We start from the raw sequence: 22,839 nt of genomic DNA, 5'->3' as shown, positions 1-22,839 counted from the left end.
CTTGGCTGATTCTGCTGTACCGCGGGGCGTAAAGCTCGGGGTCGACGTCGGCCTGGTCCGGGTGGGCCTGGCCGCCAGCGACCCCGACGGCGTCCTGGCCATGCCGGTCAGGACGCTGAAGCGGGACGCAAAGAAAAACAGCGACATCAAAGTGGTGCTGAACGAGGTTGCCGAACGGGGTGCGGTAGAGGTTTTTGTCGGCCTTCCCCGCAGCATGCGGGGCGGTGAAACGGCCTCAACCCAGATGGCACGGGACTACGCGAAGACGCTGGCCGACGCGTTGCTGGCGGCAGGCACCGGACTGGAAGTGCGGCTGGTAGACGAACGCCTGACCACGGTCACCGCGCACCGCTCGCTGCACGAAGCTGGAATGAACAGCCGGAATCACCGTACAGTGGTTGATCAAGCGGCTGCTGTCGCAATTCTGCAGCAGTCTATTGACACACAACGTTCCCTGAACCGGGACGTGGGGGAGCTGGTTACACCGAGCCGGCCGCATCGCCACCGTGATGCAGAGCCGGCCCCGACTGAGGAGTCCACAATTTCGCAGGACATCGAGCGCGAAGGCGGTATCACGCCGTGAGCCACAGATATCCCGAGTACCCCGCCATGGCGGAACCGGACCATGAGCCCGGATACGGCCACGGAGAAGAGCTTCCCATGACGCAGTTCTTTGACGAGCCCGCCGACCTGCCTACCCGCAGGAGCCAGCGGCCGTCCCGGGAGAAGCAGCGACGACGCCGCCGCCGCACCATCATCATGGTCACCGTGCTGGCCGTTTTCGCCGCCGTCGTGTTCGGCCTCACCATGTTCCTGCGGGACCTGCTGGGCATGAATGAGATCAAGGACTACGAGGGGGCCGGCAACGGCACCGTCGCGTTCACCGTCGCGGAAGGGGACGGGCCCCTGCTGATCGGCGGCAAGCTGGAAGCCGAAGACATCGTGGCCACCTCCAAGCAGTTCGTCAATGCCTTCACCGAGCAGTCGGACGGCCGGGAGATCCAGCCGGGCACGTACGAGATGAAGTACCAGATGTCTTCCTCCGCAGCGGTGGATGCGCTGCTGGGCGACGGCGACAGCCCGGTCCATTACGCTGCCGTGCAGCGCGGGCTGCGCCAAAACGAAGTGTTCGAAGTGCTGAACACCTCCACGCAGATTCCGCTTTCGGAGTTCCAGGCGCTGGCTGACGCTCCGCAGCAGTTCGGCCTGCCCGCCCAGGCCGTGAGCCTGGAGGGCTACTTGTTCCCGGGCGAGTACCGGTTCGACGTGGGCATGGAAGCCACGGACATCATCAAGGAGATGGTGGACAACACGTTCGCGGAACTGAAAAACGCGGGGATCACCGATCCGGCCGAGCAGTACCGGGTCCTGACCAAGGCCAGCATTATCCAGGCCGAAGCGGGTGAAGCCGACTACGGCAGCGTTGCCGGTTCCATCGAAAACCGGCTGCACGCCGACAACAAGGAAACCAACGGGCTCATCCAGTCGGATGCCACGGTGACCTACGGGCTGGGCCGCAAGAGCTACGAGCTTACGTCCGACGAGAAAGCCGACAAGTCCAACCCGTACAACACGTACGCCAACCCGGGACTGCCCGTCGGGCCCATCGGTTCGCCGAGCACGGAGGCCATCGAGGCCGCCGCCCACCCCAGTGATGTCCCGTACTACTACTGGGTCACGGTCAACCTGGACACCGGCGAGACGAAGTTCTCCAGCACGCTGGCCGAACACGCCAAGTACGTGGAGGAATACCAGAACTGGTGCAGCACGCAGAAGCCGGGGCGGTGCGGATAGGTGGATCCGACCCTGCGGCGGGCAGCCGTCCTGGGGCATCCGATCGGCCACTCCAAGTCGCCGCTGCTTCACCGGGCGGCTTATGCCTTCCTGGGCTTCGCCTGCAGCTACGAGGCGATTGACCTGACCGCAGAGGAGGCCGCGGCGTTCGCGGCCTCCCTGCGGGGCCAGCCGGCCTGGACCGGGCTTTCCGTGACCATGCCGCTGAAAGCCGTCTTGGTTTCCGCAATGGACCGCACGGACTGCCGGGTTGCGGCCCTTGGGGTCCTGAACACCGTGACCTTCTCCCACGGAGCGGACGGCACCGTCCTCACCGGACACAACACCGACGTCGACGGCATCCTGGGCGCGCTCCGGCGTGCCGGGGCGCCGGAGCATCCCCGCGCCGTCGTGCTGGGCGCCGGCGGCACCGCCTGCGCTGCCGTAGCGGCGCTGGCCGAACTTGGTTCCCCCCGCGTGCAGGTCTGTGCCCGCCGCTTCCCCGCGCCGTCGCCCGGCAACGCCGGAGTGCGCGAGGCAGGGGAGCGGATGGGCGTGAGTGTCTCGGCCCGGGGCTGGGACGAAGCGGCCGCCGCCTGCGCGGAAGCCGACGTCGTCATCTCCACGCTTCCCCCGCACGGCGCCGACGCACTGGCACAGGAACTGCGCGGCATTGTCCCGGGCAGCATCCTCCTGGATGTTGCCTACGATCCCTGGCCGAGCATGCTTGCGCAGGCCTGGTCTGCACACGGCGGCCGGGTGGCTGCCGGCATCGAGATGCTGCTGTACCAGGCGGTGGAGCAGGTGAAGCTGTTCACAACAGATGCCTTCTTCGACGAGCCCGGCGTCACAAACGCCATGTGTGACGCAGTCGGTATCCCGCGGCGCTGAACGGCCCGGCGGGACATGGCAGTATTGAAAGCATGTTGCGTTGGTTGACCGCCGGTGAGTCCCACGGGCCTGCATTGGTTGGAATTGTCGAAGGTGTCCCCGCCGGAGTGGAAGTGGACAGCGCCGGGATCCAGTCCGCGCTGGCCCGCCGCCGGCTTGGCTACGGCCGCGGTGCCCGGATGAAGTTCGAACAGGACGCCGTCCGCATCCTCGGGGGCGTCCGGCACGGAAGAACCCAGGGCGGCCCGGTGGCCATCGAGATCGGCAACACCGAATGGCCCAAGTGGGAACAGGTGATGTCCGCTGACCCGGTGGACCCCTCCGTACTGGCCGATTCCGCCCGCAACGCGCCCCTGACCCGTCCCCGCCCCGGGCACGCCGACTTCACCGGAATGCAGAAGTACGGCTTTGACGAGGCCCGTCCCGTCCTGGAACGCGCCAGTGCCCGCGAAACAGCCACCAGGGTGGCCCTCGGCGCCGTAGCCGCTGCGTTCCTGTCCCAGCTGGGCATCCGCCTGGTCAGCCACACCGTGGGCATCGCCGGCGTCATGGCGCCGCAGGACGCAGCGCTCCCGCTGCCCTCCGACGTTGACGCCCTCGACGCCGATCCCATGCGCTGCTTCGACGCCCGCGTCTCCGCGGCCATGGTTGCCGAAGTGGACGCCGCGCACAAAGAGGGCGAAACCCTCGGAGGCGTGGTGGAGGTGCTGGCCTACGGCCTGCCGCCGGGGCTGGGCAGCTATGTGCACTGGGACCGGCGGCTTGATGCCCGGATTGCAGGTGCCCTGATGGGTATCCAGGCGATCAAGGGCGTGGAAGTGGGTGACGGGTTCCTCACCGCCACGCGCCGCGGATCCGCTGCACACGACGAAATCCTGCAGGACGCCTCCGGCCGCGTGGTCCGGTCCGGGAACCGGGCCGGCGGCATCGAAGGCGGCATGAGCATCGGTGAACTGCTGCGCGTCCGCGCGGCCATGAAACCGATCGCCACCGTGCCGCGCGCCCTGCGGACCGTGGACGTACGCACCTCCGAACCGGCCCGTGCACACCACCAGCGCTCCGACGTGTGCGCCGTTCCCGCCGCCGGCGTAGTGGCGGAAGCCATGGTGGCCCTCGTCCTGGCCGAAGCCGTGATCGAGAAGTTCGGCGGCGATTCCGTGCCGGAGACCGCCCGGAACCTGCGCGCGTACCTGGCGGCCATCCCCGAGTCCCTGGAATCCGCCGGCACCGATGTCCCGCAGTACTGACCGCCGCGGCAGCGCCCGCAGCGGACAGACCCGCCGCACCGGACGCCATGTGGTCCTGATGGGCTTTATGGCCGCGGGCAAGTCGGTGGTGGGCCGCGGCTACGCTGCCCGTGCCGGACTGCCCTTCGTGGATACGGACGAGGCCGTGGTGGAACGCCACGGTCCCATTGCAGACCTGTTCAGTTCCCGGGGGGAGTGCTATTTCCGTGAGGTCGAGGCCCGGACCGTGGCCGCCGCGCTGGAATCGCCGGAGCCTGCCGTCATTTCGCTGGGCGGCGGTGCCGTCCTGGATTCAGGCACGCAACAGCTCCTGGCCAACGTCACGGTAGTGTTTTTGGATACGGACCTGGCCACCGTGCTTCCCCGGATCACCCGGGCAGGCCACCGGCCGCTCCTTTCCCCGGACCCCGTCCGGCGCTGGCAGGAGCTGGCCAAGGTCCGCCGTCCCGTCTACGAATCCCTGGCCGACATCACCATTGACACCAGGGGCCTCACAGTTCCGGCCATCATCGACCGGCTGACTTCCGTCCTCACTAAAGGAGAAGACTAGATGCCCTCCGAACCGACGATCATTCCGGTGACCGGCTCCGCCCCCTCAGACAACTACGACGTCGTCGTAGGCAACGGCCTGCTGGGGCGTCTTCCTTACATGCTCGGAGAACGCGTGCGCCGTGTCCTGGTGATCCACCCCAGGGCACTGCGCACTACGGGGGACACCGTGCGGGACGAACTGGCAGCAACCGGCCTCACGGCCGTGACCGCTGAAATCCCCGACGCCGAAGAAGGCAAGCACATCCAGGTGGCCGCGTTCTGCTGGCAGGTCCTGGGCCAGAACGACTTCACCCGGTCCGATGCCATTGTTGCCGTGGGCGGCGGCGCCGTGACCGACGTTGCCGGTTTTGTGGCCGCCACATGGCTGCGCGGCATCAAGGTGGTGCACATCCCCACTTCCCTGCTGGGCATGGTGGACGCCGCCGTGGGCGGCAAAACCGGCATCAACACGGCCGAGGGCAAGAACCTTGTGGGCGCGTTCCATCCGCCCGCTGGAGTCTTAGCCGACCTGGATGCCCTGGGCACCCTGCCGAAGAACGAACTGCTCAGCGGCATGGCCGAGGTCATCAAGTGCGGTTTTATTGCCGATCCCGCCATCCTGGACCTGGTGGAAGCCAACCCGGAGGCAGTGGGCGACGGCGGTTCCGACGTCGTGCGCGAACTCGTGGAACGATCCATCCGTGTGAAGGCCGAGATTGTTTCCGCCGACCTGCGCGAAGCCGGCCGCCGGGAATTCCTGAACTACGGGCACACCCTGGGACACTCGATCGAACTGGCCGAACGCTACCAGTGGCGCCACGGCGCGGCGGTGTCGGTGGGCCTGGTGTTCGCCGCCGAACTGGGCCGCATGGTGGGGCGCCTGGATGACGCCACGGCGGACCGGCACAAGGAGATCCTGTCCTCGCTGGGACTGCCTGTCAGCTACCGGAAGGACCGTTGGTCCGCCCTGCTGGACGGCATGCGCCGGGACAAGAAATCCCGCGGCGACCTGCTGCGTTTTGTGGTGCTGGACGGTCTGGCGAAACCCTCCATGCTCGAGGTGCCGGACACCTCGCTGCTGTTCGCCGCCTACCAGGAAATTGCTTCCGAGCCGCAGGGCGGGATCCGGCTCAGCCTGTAGCTCCCCGGAAGCGGGTAGAATAGTCGTCGGACTTGAATATATAGACGGACAACGGAAGAGAAACTGTGGCGACGACCAACGACATCAAGAACGGCACCGTGCTGAAGCTTGAAGGCAACCTCTGGAGCATCATCGAGTTCCAGCACGTGAAGCCGGGCAAGGGTGGTGCGTTCGTCCGTACCAAGATGCGCAACGTGACTTCGGGCAAGGTAGTGGACAAGACGTTCAACGCCGGCATCAAGGTCGAGACCGCCACGGTGGACCGCCGCGACTACCAGTACCTGTACCAGGACGGCGAAGACTACGTCTTCATGGACACCTCCGACTTCGACCAGCTCACGGTTCCGGGCAAGATTGTCGGCGACAACGCCAACTTCATGATGGAGTCCATGATGGTCACCATCGCCATCCACGAAGGTTCGCCGCTGTACATCGAACTGCCGCCGTCGGTCACCATGGAGATCACGTACACCGAGCCGGGCCTGCAGGGCGACCGCTCCACCGGCGGCACCAAGCCGGCCACCATCGAGACCGGTTACGAGATCCAGGTTCCCCTGTTCCTGGAGCAGGGCACCAAGGTCAAGGTCGACACCCGCACCGGCGACTACTTGGGACGCGTTAACGAGTGAGCGCACGCAGTAAAGCACGGACCCGCGCACTGGAGGTCCTCTTCGAAGCCGAACAGCGTTCGGTTTCAGCCTTTGATGCCATCAGGGCCCGCCGCGAACAGACCGACCAGACGATCAACCCCTACACCATGGATTTGGTGGAAGGCGTGGTTGCGATGCAGGAACAGATTGACGAGTTCCTGAGCACGTATTCGCAGGGCTGGACGCTTGAACGCATGCCTTCGGTGGACCGCATCATCCTCCGCCTGGGCGCCTGGGAACTTCTCTACAACGACGAGATTCCGGACAAGGTCGCCATCAGCGAAGCCGTGGAACTGGCGAAAACGCTCTCCACGGACGAGTCCCCGGCCTTCATCAACGGCCTGCTGGGCCGGCTGCAGGAATTGAAGCCTTCGCTCCTGGCCTAGGGGGCAGGCAAGCCGGACACAGGCAGTACGTCAAAGGACCGGCCCCCGCGGGGGCCGGTCCTTTTGTATGCCTTACGCCTGTTTTCCTAGACCCGCGCGCCCGCCAGCATGGCGGCACGGATGCCGGTCACTTCGGCCAGCAGGGTGGCCTCGTACTCCTGGTTGGCTGCGACGTCGCGGCCTACGGCAATCTGCTGCCGGGTCAGGGCCAGCCGGGTGGAGCGGCGGATGAACTCCTTCATGGTGCCCGCTGAGCCGTTGAGCCTGGCCCAGCTCATGGCCTGACGGCGCCCGTTGCCGGTGGCGAGCATGCGCACTTCTGCCGGTGTGAACCACCCGGCCATGGCATATTCGTCCAGGCGCCGCAGCGTGAGCCGCTGCTCCTTGCGGCGCAGCATCCACACGCCGGTGACCGCCAGGGCAAACAGCGGGACCTGCAGCAGGAAGTAGAACACAAAGAAGTTGTCCTCGAAGAAGAACGTCGGGCCGCCGTTCCACAGCATGTGGCCCAGGATCGCCGGAATCAGGCCGAGGATGAAGGCCGGCAGAATCCAGCCGCGGCCGGCCCGGCTCGCGGCAAGGCCGAGGGCCAGGCCGGTGCAGGCAGTGAAGAGCACGTGCGCGAAGGGGGAGAGCAGTCCGCGCAGCACAAAGGTGAAGCCCAGGTCCGCGGCGCCCCAGTCGGAACCGACCATGGCCGTACCGAAATAGAGGATGTTCTCCGTAAAGGCGAAACCCGCAGCCACAGACGCTGCGAAGACGATCCCGTCCACGGGACCGTCGAAAATCCGGCGGCGGGCCAGCAGCAGGATCAGGATGCCCAGACCCTTGGCTGTTTCCTCAACCACCGGTGCCTCGAGAACAAGTCCGAGGATTTCGGCAGAGGTGTAGGGCAGGATGTCCAGCAGGGCGAGAGTGAAATACGGGCCGAGCAGCAGGGCGATCACCACCGATACGCCGGCGCCCCAGAGGAAGGAAAACAGCAGGGCGCTGCGCGGTTCCGGTTCCCAGCGGTCCACCCACCAGATGCCGAGGAAGCAAATGCCCAGCGGTATCAGCGCCAGGATGCCGCAGATCACGAAGGCCGGAGAACCGAAACGGTCGATCAGCCCCATGCCGACCCACGCCAGCGCCGCCGCGGACAGGACCGTCAGCACAATGGTGGCTGCCAGGCCCTTGTCGCGGCGGGGTGCCGGAGGTACCCAGAAGGGCTGCACCGGGGCCGGGCCGTAGGCAGGGGCGTACCCGGGAGGCCCGGGGTACTGCTGCGGGGCGGGTTGGAAACCGGGTGCGCTCATGCGTCGGGCCTGCTCATAGGAGACAGAATAGTCACACAACTGACGTTCCGGTTCCGGATCGCGGGGTGCGGCGCGCCCTGTGGTAGCTTGGGTGCGCATTCAACCTTTAAGTTCCGTCCTGTGAGGCGGGGAAGGAGGAAGCGGAAATGGACAATCATACTGTCCCGGTACCCAGCCGTACCGTTCTGTCTTCAGCTGACATAGACCGCGCGCTGACGCGCATTGCCCACGAAATCCTCGAGGCCAACAAGGGCCCTGAAGACCTTGTCCTGATGGGCATTCCCCGCCGCGGATACCCGCTGGCCCAGCGCCTGGCAGCAAAGATTGCCGCAGCATCCCCGGGAGTGGACCCGGCGGCCATTACCGGCCAGCTGGACGTCACCATGTTCCGGGACGATCTTTCCCGCCGCCCCACCCGGCCGCCGTATGCCACCCGCGAACCGGCCAGCGGCATCGACGACAAGGTGGTTGTCCTGGTGGACGACGTGCTCTATTCGGGCCGCACCATCCGCTCCGCCCTTGACGCCTTGGTGGACCTCGGCAGGCCCCGGATTGTCCGGCTGGCCGTGCTCGTTGACCGCGGGCACCGGGAACTGCCCATCCGCGCGGACCATGTGGGCAAGAACCTGCCCACCTCGTCGCGGGAGCAGGTCCGTGTCCGGCTGACCGAGTCGGATACTGCGGAATCCGGCGCTCCCGCCGTCGACGAAGTGGTTATCGAGGGCACTGCATGAGGCATCTGCTCTCCACACTGGACCTCAGCCGGGATGATGCCCTGGCAATCCTGGACACGGCGGAGCAGATGGCGGCAGTGGGGGAGCGGGAAGTCAAAAAGCTTCCCGCCCTGCGCGGCCGCACCGTGGTGAACCTTTTCTTCGAAGATTCCACCCGCACCCGGATTTCCTTCGAAGCAGCCGCCAAGCGGCTCTCCGCCGACGTCATCAATTTCTCCGCTAAGGGCTCCTCGGTGTCCAAGGGGGAATCGCTGAAGGACACTGCCCAGACACTGGCGGCCATTGGCGCCGACGCCGTGGTGATCCGCCACGGTTCCTCCGGGGCGCCGGCCAGGCTGGCCAACTCCGGCTGGATCGACGCCGCCGTCCTGAACGCTGGAGACGGCACGCACGAACATCCCACCCAGGCCCTGCTCGATGCCTTCACCATGCGCCGGCACTGGGCGCGGCTGCACGGAACCCCGTCCGCCGGTACCGACCTGGCCGGCATGAAGGTGCTCATCGCCGGAGACGTGCTGCATTCCCGGGTGGCGCGGTCGGACCTCTGGCTGCTGCGCACCCTGGGCGCGGAAGTCACCCTGGTGGCACCTCCCACCCTGCTGCCCTTCGGCGTCGGCGCCTGGCCGTGCACGGTCAGTTACGACCTGGACGAGGCGCTGGAAAGCCGGCCCGACGCGGTGATGATGCTGCGCGTACAGGGCGAGCGGATGGACTCGGCGTTCTTCCCCTCCGTCCGCGAATACTCCCGCCGCTGGGGCCTGGACGACGTCCGGCTGGACCGGCTGGACGCTCTCGGCCTGACGGACACCATCATCATGCACCCCGGCCCCATGAACCGCGGGCTGGAAATCTCCGCCCGGGCCGCGGACTCGCCGCGCTCCACCGTCCTGGACCAGGTCAGTAACGGCGTATCCGTACGGATGGCCGCCCTTTACCTGCTGCTCTCCGGTGAGGGCAGCCACGCACGCACAGCACAGGAGCATTCGCTATGAGCACCACCGGCACCTACCTGATCCGCGGCGCCTCGGTGCTCGGCACGGAGCAGGCGGATATCCGCATCGAAAACGGCACCATCACCGCCGTCGGCCCCGGCCTGGACGCCGACGGCGCCGAGGTTCTCAAGGCACACGGCCTGATCGCCCTGCCGGGCATGGTGGACCTGCATACCCACCTGCGCGAGCCCGGCCGCGAAGACGCCGAGACCGTGGAAACGGGCAGCCGCGCCGCGGCCCTGGGCGGATTCACCGCCGTGCACGCCATGGCCAACAGCATGCCTGTCGCGGACACCGCCGGTGTGGTGGAACAAGTCCTGAGCCTGGGCGAACGCGCCGGCTGGGTGGACGTGCGCCCGGTAGGAGCCGTAACCGTGGGCCTGGCCGGGGAACGGCTGGCCGAGCTGGGTGCCATGGCCGATTCCCGTGCCCGGGTGCGGGTGTTTTCCGACGACGGCAAATGCGTCTCGGATCCGGTGCTGATGCGCCGGGCGCTGGAATACGTCAAGGCCTTTGACGGAGTGGTGGCGCAGCACGCGCAGGAACCCCGGCTCACTGAAAGCGCCCAGATGAACGAGGGCGAGGTGAGTGCCGTCCTGGGCCTGGCCGGCTGGCCGGCCGTCGCCGAGGAAGCCATCATTGCCCGCGACGTCCTGCTGGCGAAACACACCGGGTCCCGGCTGCATGTCTGCCACCTGTCCACCGCCGGATCCGTGGAAATCATCCGCTGGGCCAAGGCGCAGGGCATCAGCGTCACTGCAGAGGTCACCCCGCACCACCTGCTGCTGACCGATGAGCTGGTGCGCAGCTACGATCCGGTCTACAAGGTCAACCCGCCGCTGCGCACTGCCGCGGACGTGCAGGCAGTCCGCCGCGGACTGGCTGACGGCACCATCGACATTGTGGGCACCGACCATGCCCCGCATCCCAGTGAGCACAAGGAATGCGAATGGGAGCAGGCGGCCATGGGCATGACCGGCCTGGAAACCGCGCTGTCCGTAGTGCAGCACACCATGATCGACACCGGGTTGATGGACTGGGCCGGCTTTGCCCGCGTCACGTCCTCCACACCTGCCCGGATCGGGAATGTCTCCACGCAGGGCCGTCCCCTCGCCGCCGGTGAACCGGCCCATGTCATATTGGTGAACCCAACTGCGCGCCGGACCGTTGACCCTCATAAGATGGCAAGCAAGGGACGCAACAGTCCGTTTGCCGGACTGGAACTGCCCGGCGTGGTCGAGGCGGTTTTCTACGCCGGCCACCCCACGGTCCTGGCCGGCAGGCTGAACACGCCCCACCCCGCTGCCGCAAAGGAATCTTGATGGAACTGCTGTACTTCTTCCTGGGCCTGGCCGCCCTCATTGTCGTGGTCCTGGGCCTCTTTGCCCTGGGCTGGCGCGGCCGCCGACGACGCCAGCAGGACATGCCCCGCCCCCTGCCGGTGCCGGAGGACCTGTCGGAACCGGGTTTCCAGGCGCTGGGCCAGTACGTGGTCACCACCACCGCCGGCGACTGGCTGGACCGGGTGGCGCAGTACGGACTGGGCGTCAAGTCCAATGCCACCGCCGCCGTCTTCCCCGAAGGCCTGCTGTTTGCCCGGTCCGGGGCAGAGGATCTGTGGATCCCCAAGTCCGACCTGCGCGCGGTCCGGTTGGAGCGCGGGATGGCCGGCAAATTCGTCGAAAAGGACGGCCTGGTCACCGTGACCTGGCAGCTCGGCCCCAAGCGCGTGGACACCGGCTTCCGGACCCGCGCGGGCAGCGACAAGACCCCCCTGATAAACGCCATAACGAAACTTCTGCCGGAATCGGCCGCCCCAAGCGAGGAACAACTGTGACAGTCCACGAGATCATCAATCCCACCCCCGCCGTCCTGATGCTCGAGGACGGGCGCACCTTCCGCGGACGGGCCTACGGAGCGCAGGGCACTGCCCTGGGCGAAGCGGTTTTCGCCACCGGCATGACCGGCTACCAGGAAACCATCACCGATCCCTCCTACGCCCGGCAGCTGGTGGTCCAGACGGCCCCGCATATCGGCAACACCGGGGTCAACGCCGACGACGCCGAGTCCCGCCGCATCTGGGTGGCCGGCTACATTGTGCGCGACGCCGCCCGCCGCCCCTCCAGCTGGCGCTCCGAATCCACTCTCCACGAGCAGCTCGCGGAGCAGGGCGTGGTGGGAATCTCCGGTGTGGACACCCGCGCCGTGACCCGGCACCTGCGCGAACGCGGCGCCATGAAGGCCGGGATCTTTTCCGGGGACGACGCCGGCCGTCCGGATGCCGAACTGCTCGCCGAGGTCCGTGCCCAGCAGGGCATGGAAGGCGCGCGTCTGGCCGAAGAAGTCAGCGTGGATGAAACCTACCTGATCGACCCGGCGGACCACGGCTGGACGGGCGAACCCGTTGCCACGGTGGCCGCCGTCGACCTGGGCATCAAGTCGATGACCCCGGTCCGCCTGGCCGAGCGCGGCGTTCGGACCTACGTACTGCCCGCCGCTTCCACTTTCGAAGACATCTCGGCACTGAAGGCCGACGGCGTGTTTATGTCCAACGGCCCCGGCGACCCGGCCACCGCCGACGCCCAGGTGGACCTGCTGCGCGAGGTGCTCGATTCCGGAACGCCGTTCTTCGGCATCTGCTTCGGCAACCAGATCCTTGGCCGCGCACTGGGCTTCGGCACCTACAAGCTGCGTTACGGCCACCGCGGCATCAACCAGCCGGTGCTGGACCGGCGCACCGGCAAGGTGGAAATCACCAGCCAGAACCACGGCTTCGCCGTCGACGCCCCGCTGGACGGGCCCGTCACTGCGCCGGAGTCCCGCTACGGCCGGGTGGAGGTCAGCCACGTGTCCCTGAACGACAACGTGGTGGAAGGCCTCGCCTGCCTGGACATCCCCGCTTTCTCCGTCCAGTACCACCCCGAAGCTGCCGCCGGCCCGCACGACTCCGCTTACCTTTTTGACCGTTTCGTGGAGCTCATGGCCTCCAGCAAGAACAAGGAGAGCATCTAATGCCCCGCAGAACCGACCTTAAATCCGTCCTGGTCATCGGCTCCGGCCCGATCGTCATCGGCCAGGCCGCGGAATTCGACTACTCCGGTACGCAGGCGCTGCGCGTCCTGAAGGAGGAAGGCCTGCGGGTCATCCTCGTGAACTCCAACCCGGCCACCATCATGACCGACCCCGAGTTCGCCGACGCCACCTACGTGGAACCGATCACCCCCGAGGTGGTCGAAAAGATCATCGCCAAGGAACGCCCCGACGCGATCCTGCCCACCCTGGGCGGGCAGACCGCCCTGAACACCGCCATCGCGCTGGATAAGAACGGCGTGCTGGAGAAATACAACGTGGAACTCATCGGCGCCAACATCGCCGCCATCGAACTGGGCGAGGACCGCGAAAAGTTCAAGGGCGTCGTCGAACGCTGCGGCGCCGAATCAGCTGATTCCATCATTGTGCACAGCATGGACGAGGCCTTCGCCGCAGCCGAAAAGCTGGGCTACCCGATGGTGGTCCGGCCCTCCTTCACCATGGGCGGGCTGGGTTCCGGGCTGGCCTACAACGCGGAGGACCTGCGCCGCATCGCCGGCGCCGGCATCCAGTACAGCCCGACCTCCGAGGTATTGCTCGAAGAGAGCATCCTCGGCTGGAAGGAATACGAGCTGGAAATGATGCGCGACAAGAACGACAACGTGGTGGTCGTCTGTTCCATTGAGAACTTCGATCCCGTGGGCGTGCACACCGGCGACTCCATTACCGTGGCCCCGGCCATGACCCTGACCGACCGCGAATACCAGAAGCTGCGCAACATCGCCATCGCCGTCATCCGCGAGGTGGGGGTGGACACCGGCGGCTGCAACATCCAGTTCGCCATCGAACCGGATACCGGCCGCGTGGTGGTCATCGAAATGAACCCGCGTGTATCGCGCTCCTCCGCGCTGGCGTCCAAGGCCACCGGTTTCGCCATCGCCAAGATCGCCACCAAGCTCTCCCTGGGCTACACCCTGGATGAGATCCCCAACGACATCACGAAGAAGACCCCGGCGTCCTTCGAACCGACCCTGGACTACGTGGTCGTGAAGGTTCCGCGGTTCGCGTTCGAGAAGTTCCCGGCCGCCGATCCCACCCTGACCACCACCATGAAGTCGGTGGGCGAGGCCATGGCCATTGGCCGCAACTTCACCGAAGCCCTGCAGAAGGCGCTGCGTTCCCTGGAGCAGAAGGGCGCCACGCTGTCCTTCGATCCGGTGGACGCCGCCGACGTCCCGGCCCTGGTCGAAGCAGCCAAGCGGCCCACCACCGCGCGGCTGCAGCAGGTCCAGCAGGCCCTGCTGGGCGGCGCTTCCATTGAAGAGCTCTTCGAAGCCACCGGCATCGATCCCTGGTACCTGGACCAGCTGGCCCTGATCAACGAGACGGCCGAGCAGATCCGCGCCACGCCGTCGGTCAACGAGGACATCCTGCGCCTGGCCAAGCGGCACGGCTTCTCCGATGAGCAGATCGGAACGCTGACCAACACCCCGGAAGCCGTTATCCGCGGCGTCCGGCACGCCCTGAACGTGCGCCCGGTCTACAAGACCGTGGACACCTGCGCAGCCGAGTTCGCCGCCTACACCCCGTACCACTACTCCTCCTACGACGAGGAGGACGAGGTGGCCGAACACGCCAAGCCGTCCATCATTATCCTGGGCTCCGGGCCCAACCGGATCGGGCAGGGCATCGAGTTCGACTACTCCTGCGTGCACGCGACCATGGCGCTGCGCGAAGCCGGCCACGAGACGGTCATGATCAACTGCAATCCCGAAACCGTCTCCACCGACTACGACATCTCCGACCGGCTCTACTTCGAGCCGCTCACCCTGGAAGACGTCCTGGAGGTGATCGCCGCCGAGCAGCGCACCGGCGGCGTACTGGGCGTGTTCGTCCAGCTTGGCGGGCAGACCCCGCTGAAGCTGGCGCAGGCGCTGGCCGACGCCGGTGTCCCCATCCTGGGCACCTCGCCCGAGGCAATCGACCTGGCGGAACACCGCGGTGCCTTCCAGCGGGTCCTGGACCAGGGCGGACTGACCGCACCGAAGAACGGTACCGCCGTCTCCTTTGAGGACGCGAAGAAGGTTGCGGACGAAATCGGTTACCCGGTGCTGGTCCGGCCTTCCTATGTGCTGGGCGGCCGGGGCATGGAAATCGTGTACGACGAGGAAAACCTGTCCCGCTACATCACCCACGCCACCGAAATCACGCCGGACCACCCGGTGCTGGTGGACCGGTTCCTCGAGGATGCGATCGAGATCGACGTGGACGCCCTCTTCGACGGCACCGACCTGTACGTGGGCGGGATCATGGAGCACATCGAGGAAGCCGGCATCCATTCCGGCGACTCCGCCTGCGTGCTGCCGCCCATCACCCTGGGCACCGACGTCATCGCCCGGGTCCGCGAAGCCACCCGGGCCATCGCCGCCGGCGTGGGCGTGCGCGGCCTGATCAACATCCAGTTCGCGCTGGCCTCCGACGTCCTGTACGTCATCGAAGCCAACCCGCGGGCCTCCCGCACGGTCCCGTTCGTCTCCAAGGCCACCGGAGTGCAGCTGGCCAAGGCCGCCGCCCTGATCGGCACCGGCGTCACCATCGCTGAACTGCGGGCCGCCGGAAAGCTGACCGCCGACGGCGACGGCTCCACCCTGCCGCTGGACGCCCCGGTGGCCGTGAAGGAGGCCGTGCTGCCCTTCAGCCGGTTCCGCACGCCCGAGGGCACTGTGGTGGATTCCCTGCTCGGCCCGGAAATGCGCTCCACCGGCGAGGTCATGGGCATCGACAAATACTTCGACACGGCCTTCGCCAAGTCCCAGGCCGCAGCCAACAGCGCCCTGCCCACCGCCGGCAAGGTGTTTGTATCCGTGGCCAACCGGGACAAGCGCTCAATCATCATGCCGGTGAAGCTGATGAGCGACCTCGGCTTCGAAATCCTCTCCACCGGCGGCACCGCCGATGTACTGCGCCGCAACGGCATCACCGCCACCGTGGTGCGGAAGGTTGCCGAGGGGACCGGCCCCAACGGGGAAGGCACCGTCGTCGACCTCATCACCGCAGGTGAGATCAACCTGGTGGTGAACACTCCCTCCGGCGGCCAGGCCCGCGGCGACGGTTACGAGATCCGTGCCGCTGCCACCTCCATCGGCTGCCCGGTGGTCACCACGGTGTCCGAGTTCGGCGCCGCGGTGCAGGCCATTGAGGCGATGCGCTCCTATGAATGGGATGTCACCTCGCTGCAGGAGCATGCCGCCCGCCTGAAGGCCGCCGCAGGTGCCTGAGGCACGCCGTCAGTTCGGCGCACGGCTGCGCTCGGCCATGGACCGCCGCGGGCAGCTGTGCGTGGGCGTTGATCCACATCCGGGCCTATTGGCGGACTGGGGACTTAACGACGACGCCGCCGGGCTGGAGCGTTTCTCGCTGACCGTCCTGGAGGCGGTGGCCGGGCACGCCGCCGCACTCAAACCGCAGGTGGCCCTGTTCGAACGCCACGGCTCGGCGGGCCTGGCGGTCCTGGAGCGCTTGCTGGCGGCGTGCGCCGACGCGGGGATGCTCAGCATTGCCGATGCCAAGCGCGGCGACATTGGCTCCACTATGGCTGCCTATGCCGATGCCTGGCTGCGGGACGGCTCCGCCCTGGCCGCCGACGCCGTGACGCTCAGTCCGTATCTCGGCTTCGAATCGCTGCGCCCGGCCCTGGATCTCGCGGCAGGCAGCGGACGCGGTGTGTTTGTGCTGGCACTGACGTCCAACCCGGAAGGTGCCTCGGTGCAGCACGCCGGCAACGCTCACGGGGAACGCTCGGTGGCTGCACGCGTGGTTGATGCCGCCGCCGCGGAAAACGCCCGGACCCCGGATGGGCTGGGCCCGGTGGGCCTGGTGGTCGGCGCGACGGTGGGGGCCGGGGTGCTGGACGGGCTGGACATTGACCTGGCCGCATCCGGTGCGCCCCTGCTGGCGCCGGGCCTGGGTGCCCAAGGCGCCACGGCCGCAGACCTGCGCAAAACCTTCGGAGCGGCGTATCCCAATGTCCTGGCCACCTCCAGCCGCGGCATCTTGCAGGCGGGACCGGATCCGCGGTTGCTGCAGGCAGCGGCGGTGCGGGCCGGCGCGGAGCTGGCAGCCGAACCGTAACTGCGCGCCGTCTGCGCCGAAAGCCCGCTCCATTGCAATTGGGCTTCGATTGCGGATAGGTTCGGTCCTACCAGCAGAGCCGCTGACAGCGGTACGTCGTCGTCCGGGAGTCCCTTTTGAACCTCAAGCCCCTGACCGAAGCCGAGCGTACCCGGGCCCGGGAAAAAGCCACTGCCGCCCGGGCCGTACGGGCCGAGGTCAAGTCACGCATCAAGTCCGGTGACCTCAGTATTGAAGAAGTGATCCTCTCCCGTTCGGGGGAGGAGGCCGTAGGCCGGCTGAAGGTCATGGACCTGCTCCGCGCCCTGCCCGGTGTAGGGGAGCGCCGCGCAGCTGGAATAATGGCTACGGTAGGTATAGCGCCCACCCGCCGTGTCCGGGGGCTGGGCGTGCATCAGCGCAAGGCGCTGATCGAGCTGCTGGAGAACCACTAGGTTTCGACCGCTGCAGTCTTTCAGCGCATTTATCACGAGTGAATGAGGTTTACGTGTCGCAACCGCGGCTGACAGTTCTTGCAGGTCCAACCGCAGTTGGCAAGGGCACTGTGTCCACCTATATCCGGGACAATTATCCCGAGGTCTGGCTTTCCGTCTCAGCCACCACCCGGGCACCCCGGCCCGGCGAGGAAGACGGCGTGCACTACTTCTTCGTCAGCGCTGAAGAGTTCGACGCCATGATTGAACAGGACCAGATGCTCGAGTGGGCCGTTGTCCACGGCCGCAACCGCTACGGCACCCTGCGCCGCACCGTGGAGGCCGCCATGGCCGATGGCCGCAGCGTTCTCCTGGAGATTGACCTGCAGGGCGCACGCCAGGTCAAGAAGTCCATGCCGGAGGCGAATTTCGTGTTCCTGGCCCCGCCCAGCTGGGACGAAATGGTACGCCGTCTGGTGGGCCGGGGTACCGAAACCCCCGAAGAGCAGCAGCAACGGCTGGAAACCGCTAAACTGGAACTTGCTGCCGAGTCCGAGTTCGATCACACCGTCATTAATGATGACGTCCAGCGGGCTGCAGCTGAGCTCGTATCACTCATGGGAATCAGTCCGCGCCAGCGCTGACAAACCTCGAATCCCGTTCAAGAATTTTGGAGAACCCTGTGTCTGAAGGCATCATCAACCCGCCGATCGACGACCTGCTCGAAGCCGCCGATTCCAAGTACGCGCTGGTCATCTACGGTGCCAAGCGCGCCCGCCAGATCAATGCCTACTACTCCCAGCTCCATGAGGGCCTGTTCGAGTATGTTGGCCCGCTGGTCGAAACCAAGCTGAACGAAAAGCCGCTGTCCATCGCCCTGCGCGAGATCAACGACGGCATGCTTGTGGTGCGCCCGAGCGAAACCGCCGAGTAGACAGCACCACCAACGGGGGAAGGCAGCAGCGTGCGCGTAGTTCTGGGCGTTGGCGGCGGAATTGCCGCGTACAAAGCCGCGTCGCTGCTGCGGTTGTTTACCGAAGCCGGGCACAACGTCAGCGTTGTGCCCACTGAATCCTCCAAGCAGTTTGTCGGAGTTGCCACCTGGGAGGCACTGTCCGGCAACACCGTTTCCTCTTCGGTCTTTGACGAGGTGGAGAAGGTCAACCACGTTCGGCTGGGCCATGAAGCCGATCTGATTGTGGTGGCCCCCGCCACGGCGGACCTGCTGGCGCGCGCCGCCTCGGGGCAGGCCAATGACCTGCTGACAAATACGCTGCTGATGGCCAGGGGCCCGGTGGTGTTCGCACCTGCCATGCACACCGAAATGTGGGCCCATCCCGCCACGGCGGCCAACGTGGCGACCCTGCGCAGCCGCGGCGCCGTGGTCCTGGAACCGGGCGTCGGCCGCCTGACCGGCAAGGACTCGGGTCCGGGGCGGCTGCCCGAGCCCGAAGCGATCTACGCTGCCGCGTTGGCCGCGGTGGAGCCGGGCCCGCTTTCCGGTACCACTGTAACCATCACCGCCGGCGGCACCCGCGAACCCCTGGACCCGGTCCGTTTCCTGGGCAACCGTTCCTCCGGCAAGCAGGGGACCGCTCTGGCCTCGGCCGCCCTTGCCGCAGGCGCCAAGGTGCGCCTCATCGCCGCCCACATGGACGTCCCGGCCCCTGCCGGCGTCGAACTGGTTTCCGTGGAGACCGCGCTGGACATGCGTGCGGCAGTCCGCGAGGCTGCCGCCAATTCGGACGTGCTGATCATGGCCGCGGCCGTGGCAGACTTCCGTCCGGACCGGACGGTGGAAACCAAAATCAAAAAGAGCGACGACGTCCCCGACCCTGTGATTACCCTGGTCCGCAACCCCGATATCCTGCGCGAACTGGTGCAGGACCGGGATGCGTCCGCCACCGCCGCACCGCGGCTTATTGTCGGGTTCGCCGCCGAGACCGGTGACGCGTCAGCCGACGTCCTGGAATACGGCCGCAAGAAACTGGCCCGGAAGGGCTGCGACCTGCTGGTGCTGAACCGGGTGGGCCGGTCCCTGGTCTTCGGTCAGGACGAAACCGAGGTGACGATTCTCTCACCGCAGGACTCGGACCTGGAGCCGGCCGGAACCATCGCCGGTACCAAATCCGAGGTCTCGGCGCGCATCATCGCACGGATTGCCGGCGAACTGGCTGCCCGCCGGTCCTGACCCCGCGGCCGGCCGGGTCCGGGAGTGTCCGGGGTGCCCGGTAGAGTAAATGCTGTGACTTCTACTTCTGCCTCTCCCAAGACGCAGTCCAACCTGCGCCTTTTTACCTCGGAATCCGTCACTGAGGGCCACCCGGACAAAATCTGCGACCAGATCAGTGACGCCATCCTCGACGGACTGCTCAAGGTGGACCCCGAGTCCCGGGTAGCTGTTGAAACCCTCGTGACCACCGGCCTGGTCCATGTTGCCGGTGAGGTGACCACCGAGGGCTACGTCGAAATCCCGCAGCTGGTCCGCGACACCATCCTGGACATCGGCTACGACTCTTCCGCCAACGGCTTCGACGGTGCGCGCTGCGGTGTGTCCGTCTCCATTGGCCAGCAGTCCCCGGAAATCGCCTCCGGCGTGTTCAACTCCCTGGAAAACCGCACCGGCAAGGTGGTGGACCCGTACGACGCCCAAGGCGCGGGGGACCAGGGCATTATGTTCGGCTACGCCAGTGATGAAACCTCGGTGCTGATGCCCACGCCCATCTGGCTGGCGCACCGGCTCTCCGAGCGCCTGACCAACGTCCGCAAGGACGGCACCCTCCCGTACCTCCGCCCGGACGGCAAGACCCAGGTCACCATTGGCTACGACGGCGACCGCCCAGTGTCCGTTGATTCCGTGGTGGTATCCACCCAGCACGCCGCAGACCTGGACCTTGAGCAGCTGCGGGCCGACATGGCCGCGTACGTCATTAATCCCGTGCTGGCCGGCAGTGACCTGGACGTCTCCAACGTGCAGCACATCATCAACCCGGGCGGCCCGTTCGTCATCGGCGGCCCCGTGGGAGACGCGGGCCTGACCGGCCGCAAGATCATTGTGGACACCTACGGCGGATTCGCCCGCCACGGCGGCGGCGCCTTCAGCGGCAAGGACCCGAGCAAGGTGGACCGTTCAGCGGCCTACGCCATGCGCTGGGTGGCCAAAAACGTGGTCGCCGCCGGCCTGGCCCGGCGTGCGGAAATCCAGATTGCCTACGCCATCGGCATGGCCCGCCCCGTAGGCATCTACGTGGAGACCTTTGGGACCGAAACCGTTGACCCGGCCCGGATCGCCGACGCCGTCCAGGAGGTCTTCGACCTCCGCCCGCTGGGCATCATTAACGGCCTGGACCTGAAGCGCCCCATCTACCAGCGAACCGCCGCGCACGGCCACTTCGGCCGCGAGGATGAAGGGTTCACCTGGGAGCGCAAGGACAAGGTCGAGGACCTCCGCAGCTACTTCAACGTGTAGCCGGCATGGCAGCGGACCAGTCCGGGGAGGCCGTGCAGCTGTCGCTGCTGCACGGCTTCACGCCGCCGGCCAAGGCAGTGGGCAAGGCCCAGCCGGCGCCTGCCCTGCCGATAGCGCGCGTCTTGCTGGACTCGCCCCTGCCGCACCTGGACCGGCCGTTCGACTATCTGGTTCCCGTGGAGCTCGACGCCGACGCGGTGTCCGGTGCCCGGGTCAAGGTCCGGTTCGGCGGGCAGGAGCTGCCCGGGTTCATCACCGAACGGACCGCGGAAGCGGATACCACGGCCCGGCTGATGCCGCTGGGTAAGGTCATTTCCCCGCAGCCGGTGCTCACCCCGCAGATCCTTCGCCTGGCTGAAGCGGTGGCGGCACGGTACGCGGGCACGGTGCACGATGTGCTGCGCGTCGCCATTCCGCCGCGGGCGGCCCGTGTGGACAAGGAATTCACGGCACGCAAGAACGCGGCGGCCGACGGCGAAACCGCTACGGCGGCCGCACCGGGTAAGGCTGACGGACCGGAAGGTGCCGGAGCGAATCCGCTGGCACGTTATCCGCACGGCCCCCGCTTCCTCACCCACCTGGCTGCCGGCCACAGTCCGCGCGCGGTGCTCTCCTCGCTGGGCGGATACGGACCGCAGGACTGGCCTGCCGAAATCGCCGAAGCCGTCCGGTCCACGCTGATTTCCGGGCGCGGGGCCGTAGTGGTGGTGCCCGACAACAAGGACCTGGCCCGGCTTCAGGCTGCCCTGACCGCACGCATCGGAGCCGACGCGTTTGTGCGGCTGACTGCGGAGGACGGTCCCACCCCGCGCTACCGCAGCTTCCTAATGCTGCTGCACGGTGACGTCCGGGTTGCTATCGGCACCCGGTCAGCTGCCTACGCACCCGTAAAGGACCTTGGCTTGGCCGTGCTCTGGGACGACGCCGATGACCTCCATGCCGAGCAGCGCGCTCCCTACCAGCATGCACGCGATGTCCTGCTGCTGCGCACCGAACTGGAGAACTGTGCGCTCCTGCTTGCCTCGCATTCGCGCAGCACCGAAGCCCAGCGGCTGGTTGCCAGCGGCTGGGCCGCCGGGATCGCGGCCGAGCGCTCCACCGTCCGCGGGCACGCGCCCCGCGTGGTCAGCACCTCGGACTCCTTCACTATGGAACGGGATCCGTTGGCGGCCCGGGCCCGGATTCCGCATACAGCGTGGAAGGCCGCTCAGGACGGGCTGACCCGCGGTCCGGTGCTGGTCCAGGTGGCACGTACCGGTTTCTCTCCGGCCCTTGCCTGCCAGGACTGCCGGGAACCCGCGCGCTGCCGGCACTGCTCCGGTCCGTTGGGGCTGGCCAGCCGAAACGGCATTCCCGCCTGCCGCTGGTGCGGGCGCCCGGAGCCTATGTGGCACTGCGGCAACTGCGGCGGAACACAGCTGCGCGGTTCCACTGCCGGCGCGGGACGCACTGCCGAGGAGCTGGGGCGCGCCTTTCCTTCCACCACGGTCATTTCATCGGCTGGGGACCATGTGCGGGCCGAGATCCCTGATGCGCCTGCACTGGTGGTTGCCACGCCCGGAGCCGAACCGGTTGCGGCCGGGGGATACGCGGCGGCCATCCTGCTGGACGGCAACGCGATGCTCTCGCGGGAGTCCCTGCGTGCCGGGGAAGATACCCTGCGGCGCTGGTTCAGCGCCGCCGCGCTGGTTCGTCCGGCGGGGGAGAAGGGACTGGTGGTGGTGACGGCCGACGACGGCACAACCGTTGGGCACCTGCTGCGCTGGGACCCTGCGGGGGCAGCGGAGCGCGAACTGATGCTGCGGCAGGAACTAGGCCTGCCTCCTGCTGTACGGTATGCGGAGCTGACCGGTTCGCGTGAGGCACTGGAAGCCTTTAGTACCCGGCTGGACCTGCCTCAGGGGGTCCGTTCCATTGGTCCTGCACCGCTTCCCTCCGCAGGTCTTCCGGGCGGCGTCCAGGACAGCGGACCGGAGGCCGGGCAGCTGGGCGGAGCCGGCGGCAGGTACCGCACGCTGCTGTTCTTCCCCTATGCTGCGGCCCCGTCCATCACGGCGTCGTTGCGGTCCGTCAAGGCCGCAGCATCAGCGCGGCGCACGGGCGACCCGGTGTACGTGCGGGTGGACGGCACCGACATCCTTTAAGCCGCTACA

Annotated in this window: 21 protein-coding genes and 1 pseudogene; 21 read left to right on the top strand and 1 reads right to left on the bottom strand. The window is 67.1% G+C overall.

All coding sequences use genetic code 11. The features are described from left to right. Nucleotide 1: 1 nt before the first annotated feature. From ruvX to nusB, 8 genes are all read left to right on the top strand, one after another. The gene (gene ruvX, locus QNN98_RS09595) at nucleotides 2-583 is read left to right on the top strand and encodes a Holliday junction resolvase RuvX (RefSeq protein ID WP_227911490.1); all 582 of its coding nucleotides are present in this window, start codon (nucleotides 2-4) and stop codon (nucleotides 581-583) included. Continuing rightward, nucleotides 580-1,794: an endolytic transglycosylase MltG gene (gene mltG, locus QNN98_RS09590; RefSeq protein ID WP_283996912.1), complete on the top strand. Its 1,215-nt coding sequence runs from the start codon at nucleotides 580-582 to the stop codon at nucleotides 1,792-1,794. Before ruvX ends, mltG begins: the two co-directional genes overlap by 4 nt. Continuing rightward, nucleotides 1,795-2,664: a shikimate dehydrogenase gene (locus QNN98_RS09585; protein ID WP_283996911.1), complete on the top strand. Its 870-nt coding sequence runs from the start codon at nucleotides 1,795-1,797 to the stop codon at nucleotides 2,662-2,664. 32 nt (nucleotides 2,665-2,696) lie between these two features. Then, on the top strand, nucleotides 2,697-3,911 hold the full coding sequence (gene aroC / locus QNN98_RS09580) for a chorismate synthase (RefSeq protein WP_283996910.1): 1,215 nt from the start codon (nucleotides 2,697-2,699) through the stop codon (nucleotides 3,909-3,911). Further along, on the top strand, nucleotides 3,895-4,461 hold the full coding sequence (locus QNN98_RS09575; protein ID WP_227911486.1) for a shikimate kinase: 567 nt from the start codon (nucleotides 3,895-3,897) through the stop codon (nucleotides 4,459-4,461). The genes aroC and QNN98_RS09575 overlap by 17 nt, the downstream gene beginning before the upstream one ends. Next, complete coding sequence (aroB, locus tag QNN98_RS09570) at nucleotides 4,462-5,583, top strand: 3-dehydroquinate synthase (protein ID WP_283996909.1); 1,122 nt, start codon at nucleotides 4,462-4,464, stop codon at nucleotides 5,581-5,583. It abuts the gene before it with no gap. 65 nt (nucleotides 5,584-5,648) lie between these two features. Then, nucleotides 5,649-6,212, top strand: coding sequence for an elongation factor P (gene efp / locus QNN98_RS09565; protein ID WP_227911484.1), 564 nt, complete (start codon nucleotides 5,649-5,651; stop codon nucleotides 6,210-6,212). Further along, the gene (gene nusB, locus QNN98_RS09560) at nucleotides 6,209-6,619 is read left to right on the top strand and encodes a transcription antitermination factor NusB (protein ID WP_227911483.1); all 411 of its coding nucleotides are present in this window, start codon (nucleotides 6,209-6,211) and stop codon (nucleotides 6,617-6,619) included. Before efp ends, nusB begins: the two co-directional genes overlap by 4 nt. A gap of 86 nt (nucleotides 6,620-6,705) precedes the next feature. On the opposite strand, the gene QNN98_RS09555 is transcribed toward nusB, so the two are convergent. Then, a complete protein-coding gene (locus QNN98_RS09555) occupies nucleotides 6,706-7,917 on the bottom strand; it encodes a PrsW family intramembrane metalloprotease (protein ID WP_227911482.1) in 1,212 nt (403 codons plus the stop codon). A gap of 146 nt (nucleotides 7,918-8,063) precedes the next feature. Here QNN98_RS09555 and pyrR point away from each other — a divergent pair, with 146 nt between their 5' ends. From pyrR to QNN98_RS09490, 13 genes and pseudogenes are all read left to right on the top strand, one after another. After that, the gene (pyrR, locus tag QNN98_RS09550) at nucleotides 8,064-8,651 is read left to right on the top strand and encodes a bifunctional pyr operon transcriptional regulator/uracil phosphoribosyltransferase PyrR (protein WP_227926224.1); all 588 of its coding nucleotides are present in this window, start codon (nucleotides 8,064-8,066) and stop codon (nucleotides 8,649-8,651) included. Continuing rightward, nucleotides 8,648-9,643, top strand: coding sequence for an aspartate carbamoyltransferase catalytic subunit (locus tag QNN98_RS09545; RefSeq protein WP_227911480.1), 996 nt, complete (start codon nucleotides 8,648-8,650; stop codon nucleotides 9,641-9,643). The genes pyrR and QNN98_RS09545 overlap by 4 nt, the downstream gene beginning before the upstream one ends. After that, nucleotides 9,640-10,965, top strand: a complete 1,326-nt coding sequence (locus QNN98_RS09540; protein WP_283996908.1) for a dihydroorotase — start codon at nucleotides 9,640-9,642, stop codon at nucleotides 10,963-10,965. The genes QNN98_RS09545 and QNN98_RS09540 overlap by 4 nt, the downstream gene beginning before the upstream one ends. Then, nucleotides 10,965-11,480 (top strand): PH-like domain-containing protein, encoded by a 516-nt coding sequence (locus tag QNN98_RS09535; protein ID WP_283996907.1) that lies wholly within the window; start codon nucleotides 10,965-10,967, stop codon nucleotides 11,478-11,480. Before QNN98_RS09540 ends, QNN98_RS09535 begins: the two co-directional genes overlap by 1 nt. Nucleotides 11,481-11,518: 38 nt before the next feature. After that, a complete protein-coding gene (gene carA / locus QNN98_RS09530) occupies nucleotides 11,519-12,655 on the top strand; it encodes a glutamine-hydrolyzing carbamoyl-phosphate synthase small subunit (RefSeq protein WP_283996983.1) in 1,137 nt (378 codons plus the stop codon). Next, nucleotides 12,655-15,951, top strand: coding sequence for a carbamoyl-phosphate synthase large subunit (gene carB, locus QNN98_RS09525; RefSeq protein WP_283996906.1), 3,297 nt, complete (start codon nucleotides 12,655-12,657; stop codon nucleotides 15,949-15,951). The genes carA and carB overlap by 1 nt, the downstream gene beginning before the upstream one ends. Further along, nucleotides 15,944-16,804 (top strand): orotidine-5'-phosphate decarboxylase, encoded by an 861-nt coding sequence (gene pyrF / locus QNN98_RS09520; RefSeq protein WP_283996905.1) that lies wholly within the window; start codon nucleotides 15,944-15,946, stop codon nucleotides 16,802-16,804. Before carB ends, pyrF begins: the two co-directional genes overlap by 8 nt. 116 nt (nucleotides 16,805-16,920) lie before the next feature. Beyond that, entirely contained in the window at nucleotides 16,921-17,238 is a 318-nt protein-coding gene (gene mihF / locus QNN98_RS09515; protein WP_227911475.1) for an integration host factor, actinobacterial type, read from the top strand. 53 nt (nucleotides 17,239-17,291) lie between these two features. Next, entirely contained in the window at nucleotides 17,292-17,861 is a 570-nt protein-coding gene (gmk, locus tag QNN98_RS09510; protein WP_227911474.1) for a guanylate kinase, read from the top strand. A gap of 26 nt (nucleotides 17,862-17,887) precedes the next feature. Beyond that, nucleotides 17,888-18,151 (top strand): DNA-directed RNA polymerase subunit omega, encoded by a 264-nt coding sequence (gene rpoZ, locus QNN98_RS09505; RefSeq protein WP_227911473.1) that lies wholly within the window; start codon nucleotides 17,888-17,890, stop codon nucleotides 18,149-18,151. Nucleotides 18,152-18,178: 27 nt separating this feature from the next. Continuing rightward, nucleotides 18,179-19,408, top strand: a pseudogene (gene coaBC, locus QNN98_RS09500) (bifunctional phosphopantothenoylcysteine decarboxylase/phosphopantothenate--cysteine ligase CoaBC); the annotation flags it as partial. Nucleotides 19,409-19,462: 54 nt separating this feature from the next. Continuing rightward, nucleotides 19,463-20,686 (top strand): methionine adenosyltransferase, encoded by a 1,224-nt coding sequence (metK, locus tag QNN98_RS09495; RefSeq protein ID WP_227911471.1) that lies wholly within the window; start codon nucleotides 19,463-19,465, stop codon nucleotides 20,684-20,686. Nucleotides 20,687-20,691: 5 nt separating this feature from the next. After that, nucleotides 20,692-22,830 (top strand): primosomal protein N', encoded by a 2,139-nt coding sequence (locus QNN98_RS09490; RefSeq protein ID WP_283996904.1) that lies wholly within the window; start codon nucleotides 20,692-20,694, stop codon nucleotides 22,828-22,830. Nucleotides 22,831-22,839: the final 9 nt, after the last annotated feature.

Source organism: Arthrobacter sp. zg-Y1143 (assembly GCF_030125565.1).
Taxonomy (GTDB): Bacteria; Actinomycetota; Actinomycetes; order Actinomycetales; family Micrococcaceae; genus Arthrobacter_B.
The sequence above is the reverse complement of the archived record's forward strand: the minus strand, read 5'-3'. Positions and strand labels throughout refer to the sequence as shown.